This is a genomic window from Amycolatopsis sp. NPDC028719 (assembly GCF_055565395.1).
The window spans coordinates 79,494-104,648 of record NZ_JBVHUL010000009.1 but is presented as its reverse complement, the minus strand read 5'-3'; the positions used below and the strand labels follow the sequence as shown (position 1 = coordinate 104,648).

General features: G+C 72.4%; 27 protein-coding genes. 11 read left to right on the top strand and 16 right to left on the bottom strand.

What is annotated here, in order from left to right:
* Positions 1-95 precede the first annotated feature (95 nt).
* From ACZ4TR_RS35170 to ACZ4TR_RS35160, 3 genes are read right to left on the bottom strand one after another with little or no spacing between them, the layout of a single operon-like run.
* On the bottom strand, positions 96-581 hold the full coding sequence (locus ACZ4TR_RS35170) for a GNAT family N-acetyltransferase (RefSeq protein ID WP_465292178.1): 486 nt from the start codon (positions 579-581) through the stop codon (positions 96-98).
* On the bottom strand, positions 578-1,315 hold the full coding sequence (locus tag ACZ4TR_RS35165; protein WP_465292176.1) for an SIR2 family NAD-dependent protein deacylase: 738 nt from the start codon (positions 1,313-1,315) through the stop codon (positions 578-580). The genes ACZ4TR_RS35170 and ACZ4TR_RS35165 overlap by 4 nt, the downstream gene beginning before the upstream one ends.
* 60 nt (positions 1,316-1,375) lie before the next feature.
* Positions 1,376-1,693 carry a hypothetical protein gene (locus ACZ4TR_RS35160; protein ID WP_465292174.1) on the bottom strand — a complete coding sequence of 106 codons (318 nt, stop codon included), beginning with the start codon at positions 1,691-1,693 and terminating at the stop codon, positions 1,376-1,378.
* A gap of 165 nt (positions 1,694-1,858) precedes the next feature.
* Here ACZ4TR_RS35160 and ACZ4TR_RS35155 point away from each other — a divergent pair, with 165 nt between their 5' ends.
* The 3 genes from ACZ4TR_RS35155 to ACZ4TR_RS35145 are packed head-to-tail and all read left to right on the top strand — an operon-like array spanning position 1,859 to position 4,969.
* A complete protein-coding gene (locus tag ACZ4TR_RS35155) occupies positions 1,859-2,734 on the top strand; it encodes an alkaline phosphatase family protein (protein WP_465292172.1) in 876 nt (291 codons plus the stop codon).
* A 4-nt stretch (positions 2,735-2,738) separates the two neighbouring features.
* A complete protein-coding gene (locus tag ACZ4TR_RS35150; RefSeq protein WP_465292170.1) occupies positions 2,739-3,980 on the top strand; it encodes an MFS transporter in 1,242 nt (413 codons plus the stop codon).
* Entirely contained in the window at positions 3,977-4,969 is a 993-nt protein-coding gene (locus ACZ4TR_RS35145) for a TolB family protein (RefSeq protein WP_465292169.1), read from the top strand. Before ACZ4TR_RS35150 ends, ACZ4TR_RS35145 begins: the two co-directional genes overlap by 4 nt.
* On the opposite strand, the gene ACZ4TR_RS35140 is transcribed toward ACZ4TR_RS35145, so the two are convergent.
* The 3 genes from ACZ4TR_RS35140 to ACZ4TR_RS35130 all read right to left on the bottom strand — a co-directional run bounded on the left by ACZ4TR_RS35140 (position 4,947) and on the right by ACZ4TR_RS35130 (position 7,714).
* A complete protein-coding gene (locus tag ACZ4TR_RS35140) occupies positions 4,947-5,531 on the bottom strand; it encodes a dihydrofolate reductase family protein (protein ID WP_465292167.1) in 585 nt (194 codons plus the stop codon). The genes ACZ4TR_RS35145 and ACZ4TR_RS35140 overlap by 23 nt on opposite strands.
* A gap of 73 nt (positions 5,532-5,604) precedes the next feature.
* Positions 5,605-6,078, bottom strand: coding sequence for a hypothetical protein (locus ACZ4TR_RS35135; RefSeq protein ID WP_465292165.1), 474 nt, complete (start codon positions 6,076-6,078; stop codon positions 5,605-5,607).
* 307 nt (positions 6,079-6,385) lie between these two features.
* A complete protein-coding gene (locus ACZ4TR_RS35130) occupies positions 6,386-7,714 on the bottom strand; it encodes a 3-hydroxybutyrate oligomer hydrolase family protein (RefSeq protein ID WP_465292566.1) in 1,329 nt (442 codons plus the stop codon).
* 190 nt (positions 7,715-7,904) lie between these two features.
* Between ACZ4TR_RS35130 and ACZ4TR_RS35125 the strand changes: the two genes are divergently transcribed.
* On the top strand, positions 7,905-9,107 hold the full coding sequence (locus ACZ4TR_RS35125; protein WP_465292163.1) for an extracellular catalytic domain type 1 short-chain-length polyhydroxyalkanoate depolymerase: 1,203 nt from the start codon (positions 7,905-7,907) through the stop codon (positions 9,105-9,107).
* A gap of 53 nt (positions 9,108-9,160) precedes the next feature.
* Here ACZ4TR_RS35125 and ACZ4TR_RS35120 read toward each other — a convergent pair whose 3' ends face one another.
* On the bottom strand, positions 9,161-9,697 hold the full coding sequence (locus ACZ4TR_RS35120) for a TetR/AcrR family transcriptional regulator (RefSeq protein WP_465292161.1): 537 nt from the start codon (positions 9,695-9,697) through the stop codon (positions 9,161-9,163).
* Between the two features lie 79 nt (positions 9,698-9,776).
* Here ACZ4TR_RS35120 and ACZ4TR_RS35115 point away from each other — a divergent pair, with 79 nt between their 5' ends.
* Positions 9,777-10,670 carry an NADP-dependent oxidoreductase gene (locus tag ACZ4TR_RS35115; RefSeq protein WP_465292564.1) on the top strand — a complete coding sequence of 298 codons (894 nt, stop codon included), beginning with the start codon at positions 9,777-9,779 and terminating at the stop codon, positions 10,668-10,670.
* Here ACZ4TR_RS35115 and ACZ4TR_RS35110 read toward each other — a convergent pair.
* A complete protein-coding gene (locus tag ACZ4TR_RS35110; protein ID WP_465292159.1) occupies positions 10,660-11,679 on the bottom strand; it encodes a LacI family DNA-binding transcriptional regulator in 1,020 nt (339 codons plus the stop codon). The genes ACZ4TR_RS35115 and ACZ4TR_RS35110 overlap by 11 nt on opposite strands.
* Before the next feature lie 30 nt (positions 11,680-11,709).
* Here ACZ4TR_RS35110 and ACZ4TR_RS35105 point away from each other — a divergent pair, with 30 nt between their 5' ends.
* Positions 11,710-12,855 carry an MFS transporter gene (locus ACZ4TR_RS35105; RefSeq protein WP_465292157.1) on the top strand — a complete coding sequence of 382 codons (1,146 nt, stop codon included), beginning with the start codon at positions 11,710-11,712 and terminating at the stop codon, positions 12,853-12,855.
* Here the strand turns inward: ACZ4TR_RS35105 and ACZ4TR_RS35100 are convergent.
* From ACZ4TR_RS35100 to ACZ4TR_RS35080, 5 genes are read right to left on the bottom strand one after another with little or no spacing between them, the layout of a single operon-like run.
* Positions 12,844-14,712, bottom strand: a complete 1,869-nt coding sequence (locus ACZ4TR_RS35100; RefSeq protein ID WP_465292155.1) for a helix-turn-helix domain-containing protein — start codon at positions 14,710-14,712, stop codon at positions 12,844-12,846. The genes ACZ4TR_RS35105 and ACZ4TR_RS35100 overlap by 12 nt on opposite strands.
* A 1-nt stretch (position 14,713) precedes the next feature.
* Positions 14,714-16,051, bottom strand: coding sequence for an MFS transporter (locus ACZ4TR_RS35095; protein WP_465292153.1), 1,338 nt, complete (start codon positions 16,049-16,051; stop codon positions 14,714-14,716).
* Positions 16,052-16,104: 53 nt separating this feature from the next.
* Positions 16,105-16,854 (bottom strand): 3-hydroxybutyrate dehydrogenase, encoded by a 750-nt coding sequence (locus ACZ4TR_RS35090; protein ID WP_465292151.1) that lies wholly within the window; start codon positions 16,852-16,854, stop codon positions 16,105-16,107.
* Between the two features lie 49 nt (positions 16,855-16,903).
* A complete protein-coding gene (locus tag ACZ4TR_RS35085) occupies positions 16,904-17,155 on the bottom strand; it encodes a DUF397 domain-containing protein (RefSeq protein ID WP_465292149.1) in 252 nt (83 codons plus the stop codon).
* Positions 17,064-17,936, bottom strand: a complete 873-nt coding sequence (locus ACZ4TR_RS35080; RefSeq protein ID WP_465292147.1) for a helix-turn-helix domain-containing protein — start codon at positions 17,934-17,936, stop codon at positions 17,064-17,066. Before ACZ4TR_RS35080 ends, ACZ4TR_RS35085 begins: the two co-directional genes overlap by 92 nt.
* A gap of 86 nt (positions 17,937-18,022) precedes the next feature.
* Between ACZ4TR_RS35080 and ACZ4TR_RS35075 the strand changes: the two genes are divergently transcribed.
* Positions 18,023-18,463, top strand: coding sequence for a hypothetical protein (locus ACZ4TR_RS35075; RefSeq protein WP_465292145.1), 441 nt, complete (start codon positions 18,023-18,025; stop codon positions 18,461-18,463).
* Here ACZ4TR_RS35075 and ACZ4TR_RS35070 read toward each other — a convergent pair.
* The gene (locus ACZ4TR_RS35070; protein ID WP_465292143.1) at positions 18,417-18,809 is read right to left on the bottom strand and encodes a VOC family protein; all 393 of its coding nucleotides are present in this window, start codon (positions 18,807-18,809) and stop codon (positions 18,417-18,419) included. The genes ACZ4TR_RS35075 and ACZ4TR_RS35070 overlap by 47 nt on opposite strands.
* 84 nt (positions 18,810-18,893) lie before the next feature.
* Here ACZ4TR_RS35070 and ACZ4TR_RS35065 point away from each other — a divergent pair, with 84 nt between their 5' ends.
* The 3 genes from ACZ4TR_RS35065 (at position 18,894) to ACZ4TR_RS35055 (ending at position 22,427) form a co-directional block, all read left to right on the top strand.
* A complete protein-coding gene (locus ACZ4TR_RS35065; protein WP_465292141.1) occupies positions 18,894-19,844 on the top strand; it encodes a helix-turn-helix transcriptional regulator in 951 nt (316 codons plus the stop codon).
* 253 nt (positions 19,845-20,097) lie between these two features.
* Positions 20,098-22,164: an AMP-binding protein gene (locus tag ACZ4TR_RS35060; protein ID WP_465292139.1), complete on the top strand. Its 2,067-nt coding sequence runs from the start codon at positions 20,098-20,100 to the stop codon at positions 22,162-22,164.
* On the top strand, positions 22,164-22,427 hold the full coding sequence (locus ACZ4TR_RS35055) for a hypothetical protein (RefSeq protein ID WP_465292137.1): 264 nt from the start codon (positions 22,164-22,166) through the stop codon (positions 22,425-22,427). The genes ACZ4TR_RS35060 and ACZ4TR_RS35055 overlap by 1 nt, the downstream gene beginning before the upstream one ends.
* Positions 22,428-22,498: 71 nt before the next feature.
* On the opposite strand, the gene ACZ4TR_RS35050 is transcribed toward ACZ4TR_RS35055, so the two are convergent.
* Both ACZ4TR_RS35050 and ACZ4TR_RS35045 read right to left on the bottom strand, forming a co-directional pair.
* Positions 22,499-23,116 carry a GyrI-like domain-containing protein gene (locus tag ACZ4TR_RS35050; RefSeq protein ID WP_465292135.1) on the bottom strand — a complete coding sequence of 206 codons (618 nt, stop codon included), beginning with the start codon at positions 23,114-23,116 and terminating at the stop codon, positions 22,499-22,501.
* On the bottom strand, positions 23,116-23,619 hold the full coding sequence (locus ACZ4TR_RS35045; protein WP_465292133.1) for a PadR family transcriptional regulator: 504 nt from the start codon (positions 23,617-23,619) through the stop codon (positions 23,116-23,118). The genes ACZ4TR_RS35050 and ACZ4TR_RS35045 overlap by 1 nt, the downstream gene beginning before the upstream one ends.
* Before the next feature lie 135 nt (positions 23,620-23,754).
* Between ACZ4TR_RS35045 and ACZ4TR_RS35040 the strand changes: the two genes are divergently transcribed.
* Entirely contained in the window at positions 23,755-25,074 is a 1,320-nt protein-coding gene (locus ACZ4TR_RS35040; protein WP_465292131.1) for an SWIM zinc finger family protein, read from the top strand.
* Positions 25,075-25,155 lie beyond the last annotated feature (81 nt).

Here is a 25,155-nt window from a genome sequence, read left to right as displayed (position 1 = left end):
GCCTGGAAGCGGTCGTGGCCCGCCTGGACGAGCGGATGGCGCAGCTGCGACGGGACGGGCAGCCAGCGTGACGGACGTTCAGGACCCGCGAGTGGTCACCGCAGGTCCAGCCACAGGATGCGGAGCCCGACGTCGCCGTGGTCAGGGTGGTGGAACGCGCCCGGTGCCGTGCCGATCGTCACGAACCCGAGGCTCTCGTACAGCCGGAGCGCCGCCGTGTTCACCTCGACCACCGCGTTGAACTGGATCGCCGCGAACCCGCTCCCCCGGGCCCAGGCGACCAGGTCCGTGGCCAGGGCACGGCCGACCCCCGTGCCCCGCGCCTCCCTCGCGACCATCAGGCTGCCCGAGGCGATGTGACTGCCGGGCCCGGGCCGGTTGGCGTACATGTTCGCGGTCCCGGCCACCCGCTCCCCCTCCACCGCGACCACCACCCGGGCCGGCGGGTCGAGCAGCCACGTCCGCCGGGCCTCGGGTTCGGTCATGGCCGGGTCGTAGGCGAACGTCCGTTGCTCGGTGACGACGTCGTGGACGATCGGCCAGATCCGCGGCCAGTCGCCGTCGCGGGCCTCCCGGATCACGCGCGCACCGCCGCGCAAAGTTGCGGGACCACCGTCTCGATGTCCTCGCGCAGCACGAAATCCGCCTCTTCGTCATACGGCGTGGGCTGGTGGTTGACGATCACCAGCGTCGCACGGGCCTGCAGCGCGATCGTGCACAGCGACGCCGCCGGCTCCACCTGCAGCGAACTGCCGACGGCCAGGAAGACCTCGCTCGCCGCGGCGACCTTCCGCGCACGGCCGAGGACCTCGCCGTCCAGCGTCTGTCCGAAGAGGACGATGTCGAGCTGGAGGATCCCGCCGCACTCCGGGCACCGCGGGTCTTCCTCGCCGCGCTCCAGCACTTCGGGGGTCGGGAGCCGCACCGGGCAGGACGTGCACCGCGTGGTGTGCATGGTGCCGTGCAGTTCGAGGACCTTCCGGGCGGCGAGGCCGGCTTTCTGGTGCAGGCCGTCGACGTTCTGGGTGAGCACGCGCACGGCGGCGCCCGAGCCGTCCAGGTCCGCGAGGGCGCGGTGGGCGGCGTTCGGCTCGGCCCGCCAGGCGGCGTGGCCGGCGTAGCTGCGCCAGAACTCCCGGCGCGCTTCGGCGTCGGCCCGGAAGTTCTCGAGCGTGAAGGCGTTCACGGCACTCGGCGAGCGCGTCCAGACGCCGTCGGGCCCGCGGTAGTCGGGGATGCCGGACGCGGTGGAGATGCCCGCGCCGGTCAGCACGCCGATCAGCCGGGCACCGCGAATCCGGTCGATGAGGTCCATGGCCCGCAAGGTTAATGACCCGGGAGCGCGGCGACGACCGGATTTACCGGCACGGCGGGATCAGTCCTTCCGCAGCCGCAACGCCAAAGGCGGGGCACGCGGTGGGCCTCCGCCACCAGTCCCGGTGGCACCGGGCCCGGCGCCACCACGGGAACCGGGCCGAGCGCCCGCACCGGCGACCGAACCGCCCAATCCACCCGAACCGTGCAGCAGGGCGAAGTCGTGGTCGTAACCGAGCGCCCGGACCGCGATGCCGACCGTCGGGTCCACCAGCCCCTTGGTCAACCGGGCCGCGCGCAACGCCGCCTCCAACGCCTTCGCCAGCGGCGCGCCGACCCGGACCTGGTGCCCGGTCCACCCCTCCCCGGCTGTCCACAAAGGACACCTACCTTAGGAGGTTGACACCGGAAAGCCGTTGACCCACTCTTTCCGTTGTCCGCCGGAGGTTTCCTGGTGTTCACGAACCGGACCACAACAGGGCACGCAGCGGCCCCGTGGAGTGGACATCATGAGGCGCCCTCACCCGCCACCGTTGGAGGACCCATGATCCGCAAGCGGATCTTCGCCGCGTTCGCCGCCGCCACCCTGGTCACAGCCGGTGTCGTCACGGCGGCCGCCGTCACCGGAACGGACGAGCCCGCCGCCATCCGGCCGACCGCCTCGACCGTACCGGCGTTCGACCACATCGTCCTGGTGATGTTCGAGAACAAGAAGTACTCCTCGATCAACGGCAGCTCCAGCGCGCCCTACTTCACCACCCTCGCGTCACAGAGCGCGAAGTTCACCAGCTCCTTCGCGATCACCCACCCGAGCCAGCCCAACTACGTCGCCCTCTTCTCGGGCGCGACGCAGGGCGTCACCGACGACTCCTGCCCCGCCAACCTCGGCGCGAAGGCCAACCTCGGCCAGCAGCTGATCGGCGCGGGCAAGACCTTCAAGGGCTACTCCGAGGCGATGCCCTCGGACGGCTACACCGGCTGCTCCAGCGGCACCTACCGGCGCAAGCACAACAGCTGGGTCGACTTCTCCAACGTCCCGGCCGCCAGCAATGTCCGGTATTCCGCCTTCCCGTCCGACTTCACCCAGCTGCCCACCGTCGCTTTCGTGACGCCGGACATGTGCAACGACATGCACGACTGCTCGATCGGCACCGGCGACACCTGGCTCAAGAACCACCTCGACACTTACGCCCAGTGGGCCAAGACGCACAACAGCCTGCTGATCACCACCTTCGACGAGGACAGCGGCACGTCGGTGAACCAGATCTTCACCAGCTTCACCGGCGCGCACGTCAAGGTCGGCAGCTACAGCGAGTCGATCAACCACTACACCGTGCTGCGCACGATCGAGGCGTCCTACGGCCTGCCGGGCATCGGCGGCGCCGCGAGCAAGTCGCCGATCCTCGACGTCTGGCAGTAACCGCGTGTACCTCTCCACCATCGGCCGCCGAGAGCACGCCGCGAAGGGCAAGCTCTCGACGGTCGGCGCGAACGTCTTCGCACTCGGTGCCGTCAGCCTGGTCACCGACGTCTCTTCGGAGATGGTCACCGCGGTGCTGCCGGTGTACCTCGTGCTCGGGCTGCACCTCGGCCCCGCCGCGTACGGCCTGGTCGACGGCCTCTACACCGGCGCGACGGCGTTGCTGCGGATCGTCGGCGGGTACGTCGCGGACCGGATCCGCCGCCGCAAGGTCGTGGCCGGCGTGGGCTACGCGCTCTCCGCGGTGGCGAAGCTCGGCCTGCTCGCGGCCGGGGCGTCGGCGGCCGCGATCGGCGCCGTGATCACCCTCGACCGCACCGGCAAGGGCCTGCGGACGGCGCCGCGCGACGCGCTGATCACCCTGTCGGCGCCGGAGCCGCTGCTCGGCCGCGCCTTCGGCGTGCACCGGGCGATGGACAGCATGGGCGCGTTCGCCGGGCCGCTGGTCGCGCTCGCCGTGCTGGCCGCCGTCGGCGCGACGGACCCCGAGGCGTTCGACGCGGTGTTCGTCGTCAGCTTCTGCGTCGCCGCGATCGGCGTGCTGCTGCTCGTGCTCTTCGTCCGCGACCACCGGACTCCGCGGCCCGCCGACCCGGTCTCGCCCCGCGCCGCGGCGGCCCTGCTGCGCGGCAGCGGCGTGCGGCGACTGCTCGTGGCGGCCTGCGTGCTCGGGCTGGCGACGGTCGGGGACGGGTTCGTCTACCTGCTGCTGCAGCACAAGGAAGACATCGCGACCGGCTGGTTCCCGCTGCTCGCGGTCGGCACCAACCTCAGCTACCTGCTGCTCGCCGCGCCGCTGGGCGTGCTGGCCGACCGCGTCGGCCGGCTGCCGGTCGTGCTCGGCGGCTACGGCGCGCTCGCGCTCGTCTACCTGCTGCTGGCCGGGCCGGTGTCCGGCTGGCCGCTGTTCGCCCTGGCACTCACGTTGTACGGCGCGTTCTACGCGGCGACCGACGGCGTCCTGATGGCGCTGGCCGGGCCGCTGCTGCCGGAGTCGTTGCGCACCACGGGGATTTCGCTGGTGCAGACGGGGCAAGCGCTTGCGTACTTCGCGTCGTCCGTCCTCTTCGGACTGGCCTGGCAGTTCTGGGGCGCCGGGATCGCGATCGGCGTCGCGGCGGGCGCGGCGGTGGTCGCGATCGCCGTGACGTTCGTGGTGCTCTCGCCCCGGAAGGTGGTCACGTGAAGGGACGGATCCTGATCGCCGTCGCCGGGGTGCTGGTGCTGGCCGGAGCGGCGGTCGCGTACGTCGGCTTCGCGAGCGCGCGCGGCCACGACGTCGCGGCGACCGGCGTCGTGAGCCTCTCCCCCGGCCCGCGGCTGCTGTTCCGCAGCACCGCCGACGCCGACCGCGGGCACGTCGCCACGGTGTCCGTCACCGACCCCGGCGGCCCGCGGACCGTGTCACCGTTGTCGTGCAGCCGGGTGTACGCCGCCGGCGGCACCGGGCTCTGCCTGCGCCCGGACGGCGACCTGACCACCTACCAGCTGGCGGTGCTCGACGCGGGTCTCGGAATCAGCCAGGAGATCCCGCTGGTCGGGCTGCCGAACCGGGCGCGGGTGTCGGCGAGCGGCCGGATGCTCGCGTGGACGGTGTTCGTCACCGGCGACTCCTACAACGGCGGCATGTTCTCCACCCGCGCCGGCATCCTCGACACCGCGACCGGCGACCTGGCCGGGACCCTGGAGGACTACGCGGTGACGCTCGACGGGAAGCCGTACCAGGCCGCGGACCTCAACTTCTGGGGCGTGACGTTCACCCGCGACGACCACCACTTCTACGCGACGATGTCGACGGCCGGGCACCGCTACCTCGTCGCGGGCGACTTCGCCGCGCACACGATCCGGACGCTGCGGGAGAACGTCGAGTGTCCTTCCCTTTCCCCGGACGGGACCCGCGTGGCGTTCAAGTCCGCTGTGGACGATGATCCCGCGAAGGGCTGGCGGCTGTCCGTGGTGGACCTGACGACGTCGAGGGTGACGCCGCTGGCCGAGACGCGCAGCGTCGACGACCAGCCGGCGTGGCTCGACGATCACACGATCGGCTACGGCGTGCCCCGCGGGCCCGGCCACGCGGACGTCTGGTCGGTCCCGGCCGACGGCTCCGGCGCGGCCCGGCTGCTGATCCCGGAGGCCGAGTCCCCCGCGGCGCTCACCGACGCTCGTACCGGGTGATGAGCACGCCCTTCGTGGTCGTGACGCTGCTGGTGAGCGTGAACTCGGTGAGCGGCGCCGGTCCCTCGAACAGGCGCCGGCCGGCGCCGAGGGTCAGGGGGTGGATCAGCAGCGTGTAGCGGTCGACCAGGCCGGCGGCGTGCAGGGAGCGCACGAGCGAAGCGCTGCCGATGACGGACAGGTCGTCGCCGGGCTGGGCCTTCAGATCCGCGACAGTCTTCTCGGCGTCCCCGGCGAGCAGCACCGAGTTCCGCCAGGCCCCGGCGTCCTCGAGGGTCGTCGAAGCGACGTACTTCGTGACGGCGTTCATGTGGGTGGTGAAGGGGTTGCCGTCCTCGCGCCCGGCCCACACGCCGAGGAAGCCTTCCCAGGTCCGCCGCCCGAAGAGCATGTCGCCGGCCCGGCTCATGCCCTGGCCCATTTCCCGGGCCAGGACGTCGTCCTGGTACCGGGTGCCCCAGCCGCCGTGGGCGAAGCCGCCGCGGGTGTCCTCGTCGGGCCGGCCGAGGCCCTGCACGACGCCGTCGAGGGTGACGCTCATGGTGACGCTGATCGAACGCATGGGGTGGGTTCCTTTCGTCCAGGTGACCGGTCACCTCCTGAACGAACGGCGGAGCCGCGGATCGACAGCGGGGTCAGTCCATCTTGCGCAGGCCGTCGAGGATGCGGTGCATCAGCTCGTTGTCCGGAGCCGCGAACGCCAGCCGGGGGACCAGGAAGCGGCCTGAGGGCGGGCCGGCCGGCGGGATCGTGCGCGGCACCCGCCACGGCAGCCGGTCCGGGGACGAGTCGCGGCCGGTCTGTTCCGGGATCGGGAGGGTCGGCAGCGCGATCGTGCCCGCCTCGGCGATCCGCCGGTCCGCCTGCTCGAAGCGGAGGCGGGCCTGGATGCCGGCCACCGTCCAGTCCGGCTCGGGGTCCGGCTCCCGGTCGACGGCCGCACGGTGTGGTCGGCGTTCGAGCGTGATGGCCCAGGCCGCCGCGGCGAGCACCGGCAGCAGCAGGCCCGCGATGATGGCGAAACCGGACAGGTCCGCGGCCATCAGGAGGCCCCGGCGACGGGTAGCAGCATGGCGTTCACTTCCGGACTTGCGGGTCTTCCGAAGCATGGCCGACACCTGGATATTCGACGTGAACGAATGTTTCGCGGACCCCGGATCCCCATCATGAACGACCGGTGTCGCTCCCGCAAGCGGCCGAACGGGGTGGTCCGTCCGGACGGTGAAACCGCAGGTGGGAGCCGGTTTCAGGGTAGCCGCAACGAGCCCCTCACCAGGTAGTACGGGCACCGGCGGCGTCCGGTTCACTTTTCTTTTTCGCACACGCTGGGTACGCCGCGGTGAACTCGCCGAATGCGCCCCGATGTGGCGATGGGTGCGTGGGACGCACCCAACGCCGCATTGGGGCGCTGGGGCCTCAGCCCAGCGAGCAGGTGCGAGCCAGGTCGGCCGGGGTCGCGCCGGCCGGACGCGCGATGGTCGACGACGCCGGCGGCCGGACCCCGCGCAACCACCCGCCCAGGGCGTCGAACGCCGTCCGGAAGCACGGACCCAGGGGCCGCAGCCGGTCCGGGAACTGATCGACCAGCCCGTCGACGTGGTTGCCGCCGGCCACCCGGTAGTACCGGTGCAGCGACCCGCGTCCCGCGGAAGTGATCATCCGGTCGTACACATCGGAGTCCCGGGTGATCGGCAGCAGCGTGTCCAGCGTCCCGTGCAGCGTGAGCAGCGGCTTGCCGATCCGCCCGGTCAGCGAGATCCGCTCCACCGCCCGCGCCACCGAAGCGGGCCGCGAAGCGTACTCGTAGTCCGCGTCACACGACGGCGTTCCCGAGGCACAGAAAGGAGTTCCGGCCGACGCGGAACCATCGAACGACGGATCGACCTCCTCCCGGTAGATCCGCTGGGTCAGGTCCCAGTAGACGCGGTAGTGGTAGTCCCACAGGAACTCCGACCCCGGCGCGAACCCGGCGTCCACAATGGACTGGTGCGCCGACGACGACCCCGCCGCGTAGGCCGGGTAAGCGCGAAGCGCCGGCGGCAGGAACGTGAGCAGGTTCGGTCCGTCGGCACGCCACAGCGTCCCCTCCCAGTCGACGCCCCCGTCGTAGAGCCACGGCCGGTTCTCGAGCTGCCACCGCACGAGGTACCCGCCGTTGGACAGCCCGGCGGCCAGCGTCCGCGTCACCGGACGGCGGTAGTGCGACCCCGCGGCCGAGCGGGCGGCCAGCGTCAGCTGCGTGACGCGCGTGTTCCACTCCGCGAGCGCGTCGCCCGGCCGGACGCCGTCGTCGTAGAACGCGGCGCCGGTGTTGCCCTTGTCGGTCGCGGCGAACGCGTACCCCTCGGCCAGGGCCTGGTCGCCGATCGCGCGGTCGTTCGCGTACTGGCGCCGCACGCCCGGCGAACCGGAGACGACGAGGCCGCCGTTCCAGCGCGCCGGCAGGCGCAGCACGAACTGCGAGTCGTGGTTCCAGCCGTGGTTCGTGTTCGCCGTCGACGTGTCCGGAAAGTACCCGTCGACCTGGACACCGGGCACCGGGCCGTACCCCGGCAGCCCTGCCGATGTCAGCCCGGCCCAGTCCGCCTCGACGGTGTGCCCGGACGCGAGCGTGCCGGTCGTCGTCAGGTCGTCCAGGCACGTCGACACGGACTGCTCGGCCCCGGGCACGTCCACCCGGCAGCGCCCGGCCGAAGCCGACGCCGGAGCGGGCAGCGCCGCCGCGAGCGCCCCCGCCAGAACCACAACCAGCCATCTGCGCACGGTCCACCTCCGGTCTCGATGGAACAGAACCCAAGCGCGTGCGCCCGGGCGGAGCCACCCCGCCGGTCACCATGAATCGCCGCGGGGATGTGGTGGACGGCCACATGGCCCGGACCGGCGGGCCGACCTAGCGTCGCTGGAAACCCCTCTCAACGACGAGAAGGACGCCACCATGCGCAAGCTCGCCTTCGCCGGACTCGCCGCGATCACCGCCGCCGTGCTCACCACCGTCGGCGTGGCCTCCGCCGACCCGCCGCCGTCGTCCCTGGTCCCGGTGTCGAACTTCGGCGCCAACCCCGGCGCCCTCACGATGTACACCTACACGCCGTCCGGGCTCGAAACCGGCCGCCCGGTGGTCGTCGCCCTGCACGGCTGCACCCAGAGCGCGGCCGACTACTACGCCCACTCCGGCTGGCCCGAGCTGGCCGACAAGTGGCGCTTCGAAGTCGTGTTCCCGCAGCAGTCGACCGCGAACAACTCGCTGAAGTGCTTCAACTGGTTCTCCACCGCCGACGACACCCGGGGCAACGGCGAGGCCGCGTCCGTCAAGTCCATGGTGGACAAGGCGATCGGCGACCACGGCTCCGACCGCTCGCGGGTGTTCGTCACCGGGCTCTCCGCCGGCGGCGGCATGACGGCCGATCTGCTCGCCGCGTACCCGGACGTCTTCGCCGGCGGCGGCATCAACGCGGGGCTGCCCGCGCAGTGCGCCACGAGCATCACGCAGGCGACGAACTGCCAGCAGAACAACCAGAACCTGACACCGGCCCAGTGGGCGTCGAAGGTCAAGGCGCAGTACCCCGGCTACAGCGGGCCGTGGCCGCGCGTCGCGATCTGGCAGGGCACCGGCGACTACACGGTCTACCCGGTCAACGGCACCGAGCTGCGCGACCAGTGGACCGCGGTGCACGGGATTTCGCAGACGCCGACGAGCACGCAGTCCCTGCCCGGCGGCACGACGCTGACGAACTACGGCGACAAGGTCCAGCTGTACTCGATCGCCGGCATGGGGCACGGCACCGCGGTCGACCCGGGCAGCGGCGCGACGCAGTGCGGCAGCACCGGCGCGTACTTCCTCGCCGGCATCTGCTCCAGCTACTACACGGGCGTGTTCTTCGGGCTGGACAAGGGATCCGGGAGCACCCCGACCACCACGACGGCACCGCCGACGACGACCACGACCACCCAGCCCGCGGGCGCGTGCGTGAACGCGAGCAACTACGCCCACACCCAGGCGGGACGCGCGCACCAGAGCGCCGGCCAGGTGTACGCCAACGGCTCCGACCAGGCGATGGGCCTGTGGAACACGTTCACCACGCACGCCCTGCGCGAGACGTCCCCGGGCTACTGGGTCCTCGCCGACGGGCAGTGCTGAAGGAAGATCCGCATCCCGGGCGGCTCGGCCGAGCGGCCCGGGCCGCCCGGGACTCAGGTCAGCAGTCCGGTCAGCAGCACCGCGGTCAGCCTCCGTGCCGCCGGGCCCGTCCGCGCCGACGTGGTCGCCGTCAGGGCGAGCCGGACGTCCTCGAGCGACACCCGGGGCCGGAGGACGCCGTCGGCGCGGGCCCGGTCGACCAGCCGCGCGAAGGCTTCGGCGTGCGCGCGGCGGCGGTCGGCGAACCGCGGTCCTTCGAGGGCACCCAGGAGCCCCGGCTCCTCGACCCGCCACTCGCCGAAGCGGTGGAACGTGCGGCTCAGCGCGCGACGGCTGTCGGGGTCGGCGAGCGCGGCGCGCAGCTGCTCCTCGCACCGACGCACCTGGCCGTCGAGCACGGCCGCGAGGAGGTCGTCGCGGGACGGGAAGTGCCGGTGGACGGTCGCCGGAGCCAGGCCCGCGCGCCGCGCGATCTCCCGCACCGGCAGGTCCGGGCCGTGGCGCGCGAACGCCGTGTGCGCGACCGCGACCAGGCGACGGCGGTTGTCCTCGGCGTCCGTCCGGCGTTTCCGAGTCAGTTCGTCGCGCACGGCTCTCACTTCCCCGCTCGTCGCCGGTGATCGCTCCTAGCGTAGGCGCGGTCGAGGTGGCCGAGGTGGAGGAGTGATCGTGTTCGCAACCCGGTTCGAGCGGTTCGGTCCGCCCGGCGTCCTGTCGGTGGGAGAGCTCCCGGAGCCGCACGCCGGCCCCGGTGAGGTGCGGATCCGCGTGCGGGCGGCCGGCGTCTCGCCGGTGGACCTCGCGATCCGCGCCGGGAAGTCGCGCTCGCCGATCGTCCTGCCGCACATCCCGGGCGTCGACGCCGCGGGGGTCGTGGACGAGGCCGGTCCCGGGGCCGAGGTCGGCGACGAGGTGTTCGGCGCGGTCGACGTCGCCCGGCTCGGCGGGGCCTCCGCCGAGTTCGCCGTGCTGGCGTTCTGGGCTCCGAAACCGCCCTCGATGCCGTGGGAGCAGGCCGGCGCGGCGGGCACCGGGATCGAGACGGCCATCCGCGCGCTCGACCTCCTGGACATCCGCGACGGCATGACGCTGCTCGTCGACGGCGCGTCCGGCGGAGTCGGCAGTCTCGTGGTGGGCCTGGCGCTGGCGCGGGGCGCGCGGGTCATCGGGACGGCGGGCGACCTGGAGTTCGTCGAAAGTCTGGGTGCCACACCGGTTCCGTACGGTCCCGGCCTGCCCACGCGGGTGTCCGGCCGGGTCGACGCGGCGCTCGACGTCGCGGGCCAGGGCTCGCTGCCGGAGTTGGTCGCGCTGGCCGGGTCGCCGTCGTCGGTGGTCACGCTGGCCGACTTCACCGGCCCGTCCCACGGCGTTCGCGTGTCGACCGGGGCTGTCGGCGGCGAGCCGGACGGACGCCACGGCCTCGCGGTCGCGGCCGGGCTCTTCGAGGAAGGCCGGTTCCGCGTGCCGGTCGAGGAGGTCTTCACCGACGCGGCCGCCGCGCACGCCGCCGCCGAACGCGGGCCGCGGCGGGGAAAGCTGGTCGTCGCGGTCAGCGGGTAGAGGTCCGGACGGTCACGGTCCACTCGGCGGACCGGCCCGGGCCCCGCTCGCCGAGGGCGATCAGGGCGCAGTCCCGGCCCTGGGCGAAGAGCGACTGCGCGATGGTCGTGAGCCCGGCACGGTCCGCGTCCGGGTCGTCGTCCCATCCGGCGACCGCGACGTCCTCGGGCACGCGCAGGCCACGGCGTTTCGCCGCGTCGAGGACGGCGAAGGCGAGCTGGTCGCTCATGGCGATGACGGCGTCGGGCTCGGTGTCCAGCAGCGCGTCGGCCATTTTCGCGGCGTCGTCACGGTCGTTGCGGGCGACGACGGCGACCGGCAGGCCGCCCGGGTCGCCGAGGTGGTCGTAGATGCCGAGGAGCCGTTCGCGGGTGACGGGGAAGACCGCCTCTTCCGGCGCGGGCCCGGTTTCCAGCCTCGGCCGGCGGTCGCGGTCGAACGGGAAGCTCAGCACGGCCGGCCGGTGGGCGCCGGCGAACGTGCGCGCGGCCAGCTCCCGCGCCGACGCGCGGTTGTCGATGGAGACGACCTGGGCCCCGGCGAACGCGGGCCCGCCGTGGATCGCGACCGGCTTGCCGAGGCCGCTCACGACGTCGAGCACCGGGTCGGTGTCGACGGTCGTCCAGACAATGTAGCCGTCGACCGACGCCGACCGCACGCGCTCGACGTCGTCGGCCGCGCCGGTGGTCGGGATCAGGTTCAGCCCGCTGCCGCGCTCGCGGCAGACCTCGGCGACGCCGGCGAGGAACCGGCGGGCCTGCGGGTCCTCGAAGGCGTAGGCGAGGTGTTCGCCGAGCACGACGCCGATCGCGCCGTTGTGTCGCCGGCGCAGCGACCGCGCGGTGGGGTCCGGCCCGCGGTAGCCCAGCTCGGCGGCGACCTCGCGGACCCGGCGCAGCGTCTCCGGGGCGACCCGGTCGGGCTGGTTGTAGCAGTACGACACGGTCATCGCCGAGACGCCGCAGCGGCGAGCGACGTCCGCCATCGTGACGCGAGCGGGTCCGGACACCGCCCCACCTTATCTGTGTATCGTTAAACAATGCTCGTCGAACCCCGGACGAAGCTCGCCCTGGGCGCGCTCAGCGCGGCCTGCTTCGTGTCCGTGACCTCGGAGAACCTGCCGGTCGCGCTGCTGCCCCGGCTCGCGTCCGGGCTCGGCGTCGCGGACTCCGCGATCGGGCTGCTGATGACCGGGTACGCGCTGGTCGTGGCGGTTTCGGTGGTGCCGCTGGTCGCGCTGACGTCGCGCTGGGACCGCCGGACGACCGCGCTGGTCACGCTGGGGATGATCGTGGTGTCGAACCTGGTCCTGGCGGTCGCGCCGAACTACGGCGTGGCCGTCGCCGCGCGGCTGGTGGCGGCCGCGGGGCACGGCGTGTTCTGGTCGGTGGTCGCGTCGATGGCCGCCCGGCTGCTCGGCCCCGGCCGGGGTGGCCGCGCGACGGCGGTGGTGTTCGCCGGGAACTCCTTGGCGTTCCTCTTCGGGCTCTCGGTCAGTTCGTGGCTCGGCACGGCCCTCGGCTGGCGGCCGGCGGTCTTCGCGGTGGCGGGCGCCGCGGCGGTGACGGCGCTGGTCATCCGGCTCACGGTCGGCCCGATGCCCGCGACGGCGTCGGCTCTCCACGGCCGCGTCGCGCACCGCTCGCTGCTTCCGGTGAACGTGACGACGCTCCTGCTGGTGACCGGGCACTTCGCGGCGTTCACGTACATCACGGCGATCATCGCGCGATACGTCCACCTCACCGGCTCGCCGACGTCGTTGCTGCTGCTCGCCCACGGCACGGCGGGCCTGCTCGGCCTGGTCCTGATCGGCCGCCACATCGACGGCCGTCCGCGAGCGACGGCGCTGCTCACGACGGGCGGTCTGGCGTTGTGCATGGTGGCGCTGCTGGTGTCCCCGGGGCCACTCGCCGCGGGGACGGCGATCGTGGCGTGGGCCGGGCCGGCGGCGGGGATCGGCGTGGTGCTGCAGGCGGCGGTCCTGCGGGTCGCGAAGGACCGGCCGGATCTGGCGTCGGCGGTGTACATCGTGGCGTTCCAGATCGGCATCGCCTTGGGCGCGGCGCTCGGCGGGCTCGGGCTGGACCACGGAATGCTGACGGTCGCGGTGGTGATCGCGGCCGTCGGCGGCCTCACGTCGGCGCTCGTGGCGTGGCGGTCGAAGGCGTTCGCCTCACCCGCCTAATCGGTGCACCCGCAGGGCCAGCTGGATCTCCAGTGCCCGGTCCGGCGACTGCCAGTCCTCCCCCAGCAGCGATGCCACCCGCTCCAGCCGCTGCACCACCGTGTTCACGTGGACGTGCAGCACGTCCTTCGTCCGCGCCAGCTGCGACCCGCTCGCGAAGTACGCCCGCAGCGTCGCCACCAGCTCCGTCCCCCGGCGCGCGTCGTAGTCCAGCACCGGCCCCAGGGTCTGGCGCACGAACCCGTCCAGGTCCGCGTGGTCGCCCAGGAGCTGGCCGAGGAAGCCCAGTCCCGCCATCGCCGCGCCTTCGCCCGTCCGGCCCAGCGCCAGCAGCGCCCGGACGCAGCGCGCCGCTTCCCCGTGGGCCGCGGCGATCGCCGACGGGCCGCTCGCCGGGCCCGCCGCGCCCACCGTCACCGGACGGCCCGTCGCCGCGCCGAGGTCGGCCGCCACTCGCCGCGCCAGCTCGTCCGGGTCGCCCGTGCCGAGCAGGACGACCTCCTCCGCGTGCACTCCCACCAGCGTCGCGTGCCGGGCGGCCGCGCTCGCCACGCGCCGCCGGGACCCGCCGTCCGCGTGCGCGACCAGCACCGCGTGCGGTGCCGACAGGTCGATCCCCAGCCGGCGGCCACGGGCCAGCAGCGCCCGCGGGTTGCGGTCGGGCGCGGTCAGCAGGTCGGTCAGCAGCTCGCCGCGGACCTCGTCCTCGGCCCGGACGACCGACCGACGCAGCATCAGCAGCAGCGCCGTCACGACGCCCGCGCGTTCGAACAGCCGCCGGTCCGGGTCGGTGAGCCCGTCGCGGCCGGCCAGCACCAGGCTGCCGAGCAGCTCGGGACCGGCTTGGACCGCACACACCCAGGTGTCCTTTGTGGACACCGCCCGCCCGGCGGCCCGGGCCGCGAACAGCGCGTCCGGGTCGAGCGCGGCCGGTTCCGCCGAACTCGCCAGCAGCCTGCGGTCGGCGTCGTAGACCGTGAGGTCGCCGTGCAGCACCCCGGCGACCGCCGCCGCGACGTCCGGCAGGTCACCGCCCCGCAGCACCAGGTCGGTCAGCCGGTCGTGCGCGTCCTGGGCGCGTTCCATCGCCTCGGTGTGCGCGCGGATCGTCGCGTTGGCCTCGTTGAGCTCCGCGACGGCGCGGCGGGTCTGGTCGAGCAGGTTCGCGCTGTCGAGGGCGATCGCGGCGTGGTCGGCGAGCGACGACAGCAGTGCTACCTCGTCCGCGGAGAACTCCCGCGAGCCGCGGTCCGAGGCGAAGAGGACGCCGAGCACCTTCGGGCCGATGGCCAGCGGGACGCCGAGGATCGCGGTCAGGCCCTCGTCCTGGACACCGGAGTCGATGTGGCGGGTGTGCTTGAACCGGTCGTCGTGGAAGTAGTCCGACGTCGCGTACGGCCGCGCGGTCTGCGCCACCAGCCCGCCGAGGCCCTCCCCCATGCCGAGCACGATCTGCTGGAACTCCGCCGACACCGACCCGTCGCTGACCCGGACGTAGGTCTTGTTCTCGGCCTCGTCGTTGAGCGAGAGGTAGGAGACGTCGACGTTGAGCAGCGCCCGCGCCCGCCGGACGATCGAGCGCAGCACGGTGTCCGGGTCGGACAGTGCGGCGAGCTCGCTCGCGGTGTCGAACAGCGCGCCGAGCTGGGCCTCCCGCCGCCGGTGCTCGGCGAGCGTCTCGCGGATCCGCAGGGCCAGCTCGCCCGCGCTGGCCAGGGCGGCCAGGTCGGCGGCGCCGAGGGCACCTTCGGCGCGCGCGGCCACGACGACGTGCGCCAGCTGCTCGCTGCTCGCCCCGGAGGCGAGCAGGTCGAGCAGCCGGCGCAGCGCGTCCGTGGGTGCGGTCACGGCGGTCATGCTAGGGCGAAACGGCCGTCGTCTCCGCCTCGACGGCATCGACACCATCGTCGTGCAGCGACTCCCCGCGCGTCTCGCGGGCCGCGAGCAGGGCGACCACCGTGATCAGGCACATCGCCGCGACGTACAGCGACACCGGCACGGTGCTGCCCCAGGCGGAGAACAGCGCGACGGCGATCAGCGGGGCGACGGCGCCCGCGGCGATCGACGACAGCTGGCCGCCGACCGACAGCCCGGTGTAGCGCACCCGCGTCGGGAACTGCTCGGCGAAGAACGCCGCCTGCGGGCCGTACATCGCGCCGTGCAGCACCAGCCCGACGGTCGCGGCCAGCACGATCACCGGCGACGACTTCGTGTCCAGCAGCGCGAAGAACGCGAAGCTCCACAAGGCCATCCCGATCGCGCCGAACAGGTACACCGGACGGCGCCCGACGCGGTCGGACAGCGCACCCCACAGCGGGATCGTCACGAAGTGGACGGCCGAGCCGATCAGCACGGCGCTGAGGCCGACGCCCTTCGGCAGGTGGAGCCCGGTCGTGACGTACACCAGGATGAACGCGGTGATCACGTAGTACGAGACGTTCTCGGCCATCCGGGCGCCGATCGTGATCAGCACCTGGCGCCAGCTGTTGCGGAAGACCTCCACGACCGGCACGTGCTTGTCCGCGCGGGTTTCGGCCTGCTTCTGCGCGGCCAGGAACACCGGAGACTCGGCGACGGCCAGCCGGATCCAGAGCCCGATCAGCAGCAGCACGCCCGAGAGCAGGAACGGGACGCGCCAGCCCCAGGCCATGAACGTCGCGTCCGACTGCGTCGCGGAAAGGATCGCCAGGACAGCGGTCGCCAGGAGGTTGCCGCCGGGCGCGCCGCACTGCGGCCAGCTCGCCCAGAACCCGCGGCGGCGGTCGTCACCGTGTTCGGAGACGATCAGGACCGCCCCGCCCCACTCGCCACCGAGCGCGAAGCCTTGGACGAGGCGAAGCAGCGTCAGCAGGATGGGAGCCGCGACGCCCGCGCTCGCGAACGTCGGCAGCACGCCCATCAGGCAGGTCGAACCGCCCATCAGCACCAGGCTGACGACCAGGAGCTTCTTGCGGCCGAGCCGGTCGCCGTAGTGGCCGAAGACCAGGCCGCCGACCGGGCGGGCGAGGAACCCGACGGCGTAGGTCAGGAACGCCAGCAGCGTGCCGGTCAGCGGGTTCGCCGTCGGGAAGAACAGCTTGTTGAACACCAGCGCGGCGGCCGAGGTGTAGAGGAAGAAGTCGTACCACTCGATGGTGGTGCCGATCAGGCTCGCGCCGACGATCTTGGCGATCGCCGACCGGTTCGGTTGACTCACTGCGGGCTCCACTTCCTTGTGGTTGAGCGATATTCAGCGGTTTCAAGCGGATTTCAAGCAGCGGTCCAGCCGCCGTCGAGCGGGATGGAGGCCCCGGTGACGTGGCCGGCGTGCGGCGAGCACAGCCACGTCACCAGGGAAGCGACGTCGTCGGCGTCGATGAGCTTCTTGATGGCGGCGCGTTTGAGGAGGACCTCGGCGACGACGTCCTCGCGCGGGATGTCGTGCTCGGCGGCCTGCGCGTCGATCTGGTTGTCCACCAGCGGCGTGCGGACGTACCCGGGGTTCACGCAGTTGCTGGTGACGCCGTGTTCGGCCCCTTCGAGCGCGGCGACCTTGGAAAGTCCTTCGAGCCCGTGCTTCGCGGCGACGTACGCGGCCTTGAAGGCGGAGGCGCGAAGCCCGTGAACGCTCGACATGTTGACGATCCGGCCGAAGCCCCGCGCGTACATCGACGGCAGTGTGTGCCGGATGAGCAGGAAGGGAGCGGTGACCATCAGCGCCTGGATGCGGGTGAACACGTCCGGCGGGAAGTCTTCGAGCGGCGCGACGTGCTGGATCCCGGCGTTGTTGACCAGGACGTCGACCTCGGCGGGAAGGGTATCGATGGTGTCGGGATCGGTCAGGTCGGCGACGTGCGCCCAGCCCCCGACCTCGGCGGCGACGGCTTCGGTGTTTTCGGCATCGATGTCGACGACGTGCACCTTGGCCCCGGCCGCGGCGAGAGCGCGGACGCAGGCCAGGCCGATACCGCCGGCCCCGCCGGTGACGAGGGCGGTGCGCCCGTCCAGATCGCTGGTCATAGACGGGAACGGTAAGCGTGACCCGGGTCGCGGGCTATGTGCCGGAGAGCTACAGCTCGCGAAGATCCTGTGGTGCGGGCCGACACAAGGTGATCAGGAAGGCATCCCACGATCGGGTGGAGATTTCCAGGGTGCCGCCGGTGCGGTCCTTGGTGTCGCGGATTGTTGCCGCAGGTCCAAGCGCTACTTCCACGCAGTTCGCCTGCTGACTATGGCTGGAAGCCCGCCACACCCCCGGATCCACTCCGCACCTCCAGATCGGCGACCATCGCCTCGATGAGTGCCGAGCTGCCCTGCTCATCCAAGGCCGAGGCCGCCAGGCCCTCGGCCGCTTCGCGGTAGCCGGCCACCTGATCCTCATCGTAGAGGTAGGCGACAGCCCGGAATTCTTCGATGGCGACGATCGGTGGCAGAGCTTCGAACTCGAAAATCGCGAAGTTCCCGTGGAGCCCGGGATGCACCCGGTCGCCACTCGGCAAGACCTGCAGCCGGATGTTCTTCCGCCGGGAGACGGCAAGCAGATACCGAAGTTGCCCCGCCATCACCCCGCCCTCCGCGATGCCCGGCCGCAAGGCCCGCTCATCGATCACCACTTGGCAGCTCGCCGGGCTGCGCCCGGCGAGCACACCTCGCCGCATTCGCCGCACGAGCACCAGGTTCTCGATGTCGTTCGCCCCCAGACCGCCGCCTCCCAGCAGCGCCCGGGCGTATTCGTCGGTCTGCAGGAGCCCCGGTACCAGCAACGGCTCCCAGTTGAAGATCTCCGTGGCCGCCCGCTCGTACTCCACGTAGGCCGAAACGAACGGCGGCACCGCCTTCTCCAGCCAGCTCGGCTCCCGCGCGTTGCCCGCCAGTTCCAGCAGCCGGGCGCGTTCCCCCGGCTCGACCACGAGCACGCCCAGCAACAGAGCCACCTGCTCCACCTTGGGAATCCGCTTCCCGTACTCCCAGTTGGACAGCTCCTGCGGCAGCACGCCGATCAGCCTCGCGAGCTCCCGCACGCCGAGGTCCCGGTCCGTCCGGCAGGCACGCAGCCCGAAGCCGAGCGCTCTCGCCCGGGGTGTCGCGAAGGGTGTCGCCATGACCGCATTCTGTCACCGGGGTCCGACGGTCCCGGCGCCTCCACTTCGGCTGGTGTCACAAATCCGCGTCAGGTTCCCTGCAGGTCATGGACCCGGACCACGCCCTGCTGACCCGTCTGCGAGACCTGGCGGCATCCCTCCCCGGCGACGTCTCCTGGCTCGCCGGCCCGCCCTTGCGCGCGGACGGCCTGCGCGACCTCGGCGAGCGTCTGGCCTGCCTCGGCGCGGACCTGATCGGCCGGGCGGGCGTGCTCGACGAGATCGCCGCCGCCCGCCTGCCCGCCCACGGCTGGATCCCCGAGTGCGGGCCGGATCCGCGCCGCCGTCTCGCGCACTACGTCGGCCGTGGCGAGGTCCGGCTCGGGCTCATCTACTACGCGAGCTGCGGCGCGGGCTGCTTTCCCTGCTACGGCACCGATCCGGCCGAGAAGACCGTCCGGCACGAGCGGTGCGACAAGTGCGTCGAGGAGGCCTACCGCCTCATGAGCGTTCCTTCAGGACCGCCAGGTAGTGCACGTTCGTCATGACGCCGAGGACGTTGCCGAACGGGTCGACGACCGACGCCGTCACGAACCCGGGCCCGCGCTCGGTGATCGGCTCGTTCTCCTTCGCGCCCAGGTCGTGCAAGCGGGCGACGGTGGCCTCGAGGTCGTCGACGTGCCAGTAGACGATCTCGCCGCTCGCCCCGCCCATGCTCGCCGGGACGTACTTGCGGTCGATCAGGCCGAGTTCGTGCTGGTAGTCGCCGATCCGGAACTCGGCGTACCCGGGCCGCTGGAAGTACGGCTCGATCCCCAGGAACTCGGTGTACCAGGCCTGTGCGGCCGCGTGGTCGTCGGCGAAGTAGGAGACGGTGGCCATTCCTCGCAGCATGTCTGCTCCTTTGCGATCGTGTGGAGCCATCATGCGGGGTGAAAGTGCGCACCGAATGAGCACTTTGTTTGCGAGACTGCTCCCATGCGCGCCGACCGTCTCGTGGCCACCCTCCTGCTGATGCAGACACGCGGCCGCGTCACGGCCGCCGAACTCGCGGCCGAGCTCGAAATCTCCGTCGCGACGGCCCGCCGTGACCTCGAAGCGCTCTCGGCGGCGGGAGTGCCCGTCTACCCGCAGCCGGGCCGGGGCGGCGGCTGGCGACTGGTCGGGGGCGCGCGCACGGACCTGTCCGGCCTGACCGCGCGCGAGGCGCAGGCCTTGTTCCTCCTGGCCGGCCCGGCCGCGGCGGCGGCCCCGGAGGTCAAGTCGGCGCTGCGGAAGCTGATGGGCGCACTGCCCGGCACGTTCCGCGCGGACGCCTCCGCGGCCGCCGACGCCGTCCTCGTCGACCAGGCGGGCTGGGGCGAGCGTGTGAAGGACCGGCCGCCGATCGTCTCGCTGCTGCAGGACGCCGTCATCGCGCGCCGCCGCGTCCGGCTGACCTACGCCGGACGCGAGAAGACCGAACGCGTCGTCGACCCTTGGGGCCTGGTCGACAAGGACGACGTCTGGTACCTGGTCGCGGGGACGCCGGAGGGGCGCCGGACGTTCCGGGTGGACCGGATCGTCGAGGCGGCCGCGACCGGGGACGCCACGGTCCGCCCGGCGGACCTCGAGCTCGCGAAGGTGTGGGAGGAGGTCGTCGAGGAGATCGAACGGCGCCGGTCGCTCCTCACCGCGGACGTGGTGCTCGGCCGCCGCTACTTCGGCGTCCTGCGCGACCGGTTCGGCCGGCACTGCGCATGGGTCGCGGAGCTGCCGGGCGACCGGGTGCGGGCGCGGGTCGCGGCGCCCGCGCCGATCATGATCGCGCAGGAGCTGGCGGGCTGGGGCGCGCTCGTCGAGGTCGAGTCCCCGGAGTCCGTGAAAGCCGAGCTGGCGCGTCTGGGAGCCGAGCTGATTGCCCGATACGGCAAGGAATGTCCTGAATGACTCATTCAGGTCTTCGCGGATCCCGCAATGAGCCCTTCATGACACCGCCGACGGCACGCGCACCCGTCCGGTGGCCGCTATCCTCGGTGAACAGCGTTAATCACTCCACAGTGGACATTGGAGGCACCTACTGCGGGTGTCCGTTACCCTCCGGTATCTGGCCGTTCGGAGTATCCGGGATCACCCGTTTGCTGTTACTGTGACGCCTCCGTGACCTGAACGTGTGTTCGGTGACACTTCGGTGAGGGTAAAGATGCGTGACGATGTGGTCGAGGCGAGTGCGGTGGTCGGGCACACGCCGGACGTGGTGTGGCAGATCGTCGGATCGCCGGAGTGGTACTCGCGGTTCGTGCCCGAGATCAGCGGGTGCGAGATCGTCGAGCCCGCCGCCCGGGGCCGGGGCCCCCGGGGCGTGATCCGGATCGTGCCCGAGCGCGGGCGGGTGCTGGAGACCCAGGTCCAGGCCGTCGTTTACCGGCCGGGCGAGCACGTCGTGTGGTGCGGCGTTCCCGACGAGGGCACATGGGTCTCCCTCGAGCTGAGACCGCTGGCCGGGGGCAAGACCGAGCTGTTCGTCCGGATGATGCTGCCGCCGGCGCACGCGGATCTGGTGTCGTCGGTGAAGAAGGACGTCCGTACCCTCGCGCGGCGCCTCGACCTGCACCTGGCCGGGCAGTCCGACCCCGACGCCGACAACGATGGCAACAAGGCCACGAAGCTGCGCACCACGAGCATCCTGGTGCGCGCCGGCGTCCTCAGCGCGGGCCGCCCGGACAAGATCGCCCGCCAGCTCGGCCAGCTCGCCCAGTGGGGGGCCACGATCGCCGGCGGCTACCAGGCCGCCGCGGCCCGCGTGCCGGACGAGCCCGCCCTGCACGACGAGCGCAACCTCCGCACCTTCCGGCAGGTCCAGGAGCGCAGCGACCGGCTCGCGAACGGGCTGAGCGAGCTCGGCGTCGGCGAGCGCGACCGGATCGCGCTGATGTGCCGCAACCACGCCGCGATGGTCGAGTCGTTCGTCGCCGCCAGCAAGCTCGGCGCCGACCTGATCCTGCTCAACACCGGGCTGTCCGCGGCCTCGGTCAAGGACGTCATCGCCGAGCACGAGCCGGCGGCGGTGCTGGCCGACGACGAGTTCGCGCAGACCATCGCGAACGTCCCGGGCGAGTTCGCTCGGATCAGCACGTGGCCGGACGCCGAAACCGGCTACCCGACCGTCGACGAGCTGATCCACGCCGCGCCCGCCGACCCGCCCAAGCCGGTCGACCGGCCGGGCCGCGTGGTCGTGCTCACGTCCGGGACCTCCGGGACGCCGAAGGGCGCACGGCGCCCCACCCCCAAGGGCATGGGGACGGCCGCGGCGATCCTCGACCGGATCCCGCTGCGCGCCGGCGACCGGATCCTCGTCGCGGCGCCGCTGTTCCACAGCTGGGGCCTGGCCGCGATGCAGCTCGGTATGGCGCTGCGGGCGTCGCTGGCGCTGATCCGCAAGTTCGACGCCGAGGAGACGCTGCGGGCGATCGCCGAGCAGAAGTGCGACGCGCTGTTCGTGGTGCCGATCATGCTGCAGCGGATCATGGACCTGCCCGAGCGGGTGCGGGCGCGCTACGACCTGTCGTCGCTGCGGATCGTCGCGAGCAGCGGGTCGGCGATGTCCGGCGCGTTCGTCACGCAGTTCATGGACACCTTCGGCGACGTCCTCTACAACTTCTACGGCTCGACCGAGGTGTCCTGGGCGAGCATCGCCGACCCGGACGACCTGCGCGCGGCGCCGGGCACGGCCGGGCGCTGCCCGCTCGGCACGCGCGTCGCGATCCTCGACGAGGACCGCAAGCCCGTCCCGCCGGGCGGCGAGGGCCAGATCTTCGTCGGCAACGACATGCTGTTCGACGGCTACACGAACGGCACCGACCCGGCGCGCGCGGCGGACCTGATGGCGACCGGCGACGTCGGCTACCTCGACGCGGCGGGCCGCCTGTTCGTGACCGGCCGCGCCGACGAGATGATCGTGTCCGGCGGCGAAAACGTGTTCCCCCGTCCGGTCGAGGAAGCGCTGGTGGCCCTGCCGGGCGTGCACGACGCGGCGGTGGTCGGCGTGGCGGACGCGGAGTGGGGCCAGCGCCTCGCGGCGTACGTCGTCCCGCGGCGCGGGGCTTCGCTGCACGCCGAGGACATCCGGGCCTACATCCACCAGCGGCTGGCCCGGTTCGCGGTGCCGCGCGACGTGTACTTCGTGCCGGACCTGCCCCGCAACGCGACGGGCAAGATCCTCAAGCGCCTGCTGCACGACGACACCTGGCCGGCGACCTCCGACTACTGATGCCCGAACACACCCCCGACGGCCGTTACCTCATCGTCGACGGCCGCCGCTGGCGCGCAACGGACCCGGAGATCCCGGACGACGTCCGCGACCGGCTGCAGAAGCACCTGATGGCGGCCCGGCGGGTACAGGACCGCGCGCGTACTCAGGTGGCGAAGGTGGCGTTGGGCGAACGCGGCGAGCCGTGGTGGGAGCAGACATCCGCGCAACGGCGTGAGCGGTGGGAAAGCGGCCTCGCGGAGCTGGATGGGCCCACCGACTGATCGCTGCGGCGACGCTGGCCCGGATGCAGTGAATGACTCATTCCTTGCACCGGACGCCAGGAATGAGTCATTCACTGCATCGGAGACACCCTGGCCACCGGCTGACGCAGCACGGTTTTGAGCTTCGCCGGCTCCACCCGCCGCGGGTCGCCGAGGTAGACCTCGTGGTGCAGCCCGGCCGGCCGGAGCCCCTGCCGCTCGAGGAACTCACCGTGCAGCCGGGCAAGCAGCGGGCCTTCGTCGTCGTACGAGCCGACGTGCAGCGCCTGCGCGCACCGCCCCTCGTGCAGCTTCTCCAGGCGGACCGGCGCGTCGATCTTCTTCTTGCGCCGCACCGATTCCCGGGCCTCCTCGACGGCGCCCTCGCCGATCCACGCGGGCTGGGAGATGAGCATCGTCCACTGCCAGGAGTCCTTGGCCCGCACGGTGAACGCGGCGTAGTCCCCCGCCCACCACAGACCTTCCAGCGGCCCGACCACGAAGTCCTCACCGGCACGCTTGGCCGTCATCTTGATCGTGTAGGCGAAGGCGTAAAGGGCTTCGACAGCCCGCTTGTAGCTCTCGGCCGTATTCGGGTTGCCCCGGCCGTCGATCGCGAGGAACTGCTGCCCGGGCACCTCGACCAGCGCCCAGTCGGTGTTCTTCGACGCGTACAGCTGCTTCAGGTCTTTCTTGACGTCGTAGGGCATCAGGTCATTCCTTCCAGCCACGCGGCTTCCGCTTCGAGCTGCGCGATCGAGTAGTCGAAGATCGCCCGGACGAACGGTGGCGCGTCGACCTCCGCCGCGCGGCGGACTTCGGCCAGCCGCTGCGCCACCGCTTCGGCGCGCCGGGCCAGCGCGTTCGCGAGCCGCTCGGGCGGGATCGCCGGGCTGTTCGCCAGCCCGGTCAGCACCGGCGGGTGCACCGGGCGCAGTTCGGCGATGGCCGCCTCCGCGGCTTCCGCGCACGCCCGCCGGCCCGTGTCCGTCGCCGTGTACGTCTTCTTGGCCTTCGCGTGCGGCCGCTCCGCCACGACCTCGGCGACCAGCCCGCGGTCACGGAGTTTGCCGAGCACGTAGTAAATCGAGCTGAAGCCGAGGGCGGTCCAGTCGCGCATGCCGCGTTCCGAGACGACCTCGTCCAGCTCGTAGCCATGCCTCGGCCGCTCGACCAGGAGGCCGAGCACCGTCAGTTCCGCGTCGGTCAGCACCGGACTATTCTAACGCTAGAATAGAGCCGCGTGTCCAGGTCGCCGGAAATTGTCGGTGGGTGCTGGCATGCTTCACCGGGTAAGCCTCCCCGGGCCACTAACCTGGGGAATCCGACCGGACGGCAAAGGAAACCAGTGGGGGGACAGGTGGTGACGGCGGTGCCGTGGACCGCGGAACGCGTGGCCGGGCTCGCGCCGGATCCCGCTTCGGAAAAGGCGGGCCGGGCGCTGGCCACGCCGGCGAAGTGGTCGGGCGCGGGTGCGTCCGAAGAGGCCGTGTGGGGCTTCTGCCAGGGCAGCGGCAAGAAGCCGTACCAGACGTGCGTCGAGCTCGCCGAGCCCGCGTTCCGGTGTTCCTGCCCCAGCCGGAAGTTCCCGTGCAAGCACGCACTCGGGCTGTTGATGGTGTGGGCCGCGCGGCAGCTCGACACGGCCGAGCCGCCCGAGTGGGTGCACGCCTGGCTCGCCGAACGCGCCGATCGGGCTCAGCGGGCCGAAAAACGGGCGGAAGCGGCCGGCCCCAAGGACGAGGAGGCCGCCGCTCGCCGGGCCGGTGAACGCGCCGCGCGCGTCGAAGGCGGTGTCGCCGAACTGAAGGTCTGGCTCACCGACCGGATCGGCGCGGGGTTCGCCGGTTTCGAGCGCAGCGGCGGCGAAGAGCTGCGCACGGTGGCCGCGCGGATGGTCGACGCCCAGGCGTCCGGCCTGGCGGGCGGGCTGCGGCGGGCGGCGGGGATCGTCGGCCGCCGCGACTGGCCGGAGGCGCTGCTCGGCGAACTGTCGCTGCTGTACCTGCTGGCGGACGCGGCGACCCGGCTGGACACGCTGCCGGGTCCGCTGGCCGAGACCGTCCGCACGCGGCTCGGTTTCTCGGTGGAGACGGCCCGGGTCCTGGAAAGCGGCGAGCGCGTGTCGGACGAATGGCTGATCACCGGCGCGGCCGACGAGGAGAACGACCGGCTGCTCACCCGCCGCACGTGGCTGCGCGGCCGGCTCACGGGCCGCGACGCCTTGGTGCTGTCGTTCGCGCCGCCGGGCCGTCCGCTGGACGCGTCGCTGCCACCCGGGCACCTGCTGACGGCGGAGCTGGCGTTCTACCCGGGCGCGGCGCCCCTGCGGGCGCTGGTGGCCGAGCGCGGCATCCCGCTGCCGGCCCCGGCCGCCGAGGGCGGGTCGATCGCGGACGCGCTGGCGGCGTACGCGCGGGCGATGGCGGCGGACCCGTGGCTGGAACGCTGGCCGGTCCTGCTGTCCGAAGTCACGCCGGCCGAACACGCGGGCGGCTGGTGCCTGTCCGAAAAGGACGGAACCGCGCTGCCGCTGGTGCCGTACGCGTTCCCGTGGTCGCTGCTGGCGATGTCCGCGGGCAAGCCGCTGACGGTGGCGGGCGAATGGAGCCAGTCGGGGCTGCGGCCGCTGATGTGCTGGCAGGACGACCGGGCGGTGCGGCTGTGATGCCATCCCGCCTCAGCCGGCTCCGATCGGCGAAACCCGAGTCACCCACCGCAGCACCCCATCGACTCCGGAAGGCGGTGA

Bases quoted from the DNA above. Each gene is read 5' to 3' on its own strand.
- ACZ4TR_RS35165 (WP_465292176.1), bottom strand. From the start codon at position 1,315: ATGGACCTCATCGACCGGATTCGCGGTGCCCGGCTGATCGGCGTGCTG.
- ACZ4TR_RS35155 (WP_465292172.1), top strand. From the start codon at position 1,859: ATGATCCGCAAGCGGATCTTCGCCGCGTTCGCCGCCGCCACCCTGGTC.
- ACZ4TR_RS35140 (WP_465292167.1), bottom strand. From the start codon at position 5,531: ATGCGTTCGATCAGCGTCACCATGAGCGTCACCCTCGACGGCGTCGTG.
- ACZ4TR_RS35135 (WP_465292165.1), bottom strand. From the start codon at position 6,078: ATGCTTCGGAAGACCCGCAAGTCCGGAAGTGAACGCCATGCTGCTACC.
- ACZ4TR_RS35125 (WP_465292163.1), top strand. From the start codon at position 7,905: ATGCGCAAGCTCGCCTTCGCCGGACTCGCCGCGATCACCGCCGCCGTG.
- ACZ4TR_RS35105 (WP_465292157.1), top strand. From the start codon at position 11,710: ATGCTCGTCGAACCCCGGACGAAGCTCGCCCTGGGCGCGCTCAGCGCG.
- ACZ4TR_RS35100 (WP_465292155.1), bottom strand. From the start codon at position 14,712: ATGACCGCCGTGACCGCACCCACGGACGCGCTGCGCCGGCTGCTCGAC.
- ACZ4TR_RS35090 (WP_465292151.1), bottom strand. From the start codon at position 16,854: ATGACCAGCGATCTGGACGGGCGCACCGCCCTCGTCACCGGCGGGGCC.
- ACZ4TR_RS35085 (WP_465292149.1), bottom strand. From the start codon at position 17,155: ATGAGCAGGGCAGCTCGGCACTCATCGAGGCGATGGTCGCCGATCTGG.
- ACZ4TR_RS35080 (WP_465292147.1), bottom strand. From the start codon at position 17,936: ATGGCGACACCCTTCGCGACACCCCGGGCGAGAGCGCTCGGCTTCGGG.
- ACZ4TR_RS35075 (WP_465292145.1), top strand. From the start codon at position 18,023: ATGGACCCGGACCACGCCCTGCTGACCCGTCTGCGAGACCTGGCGGCA.
- ACZ4TR_RS35070 (WP_465292143.1), bottom strand. From the start codon at position 18,809: ATGCTGCGAGGAATGGCCACCGTCTCCTACTTCGCCGACGACCACGCG.
- ACZ4TR_RS35065 (WP_465292141.1), top strand. From the start codon at position 18,894: ATGCGCGCCGACCGTCTCGTGGCCACCCTCCTGCTGATGCAGACACGC.
- ACZ4TR_RS35060 (WP_465292139.1), top strand. From the start codon at position 20,098: ATGCGTGACGATGTGGTCGAGGCGAGTGCGGTGGTCGGGCACACGCCG.
- ACZ4TR_RS35055 (WP_465292137.1), top strand. From the start codon at position 22,164: ATGCCCGAACACACCCCCGACGGCCGTTACCTCATCGTCGACGGCCGC.
- ACZ4TR_RS35050 (WP_465292135.1), bottom strand. From the start codon at position 23,116: ATGCCCTACGACGTCAAGAAAGACCTGAAGCAGCTGTACGCGTCGAAG.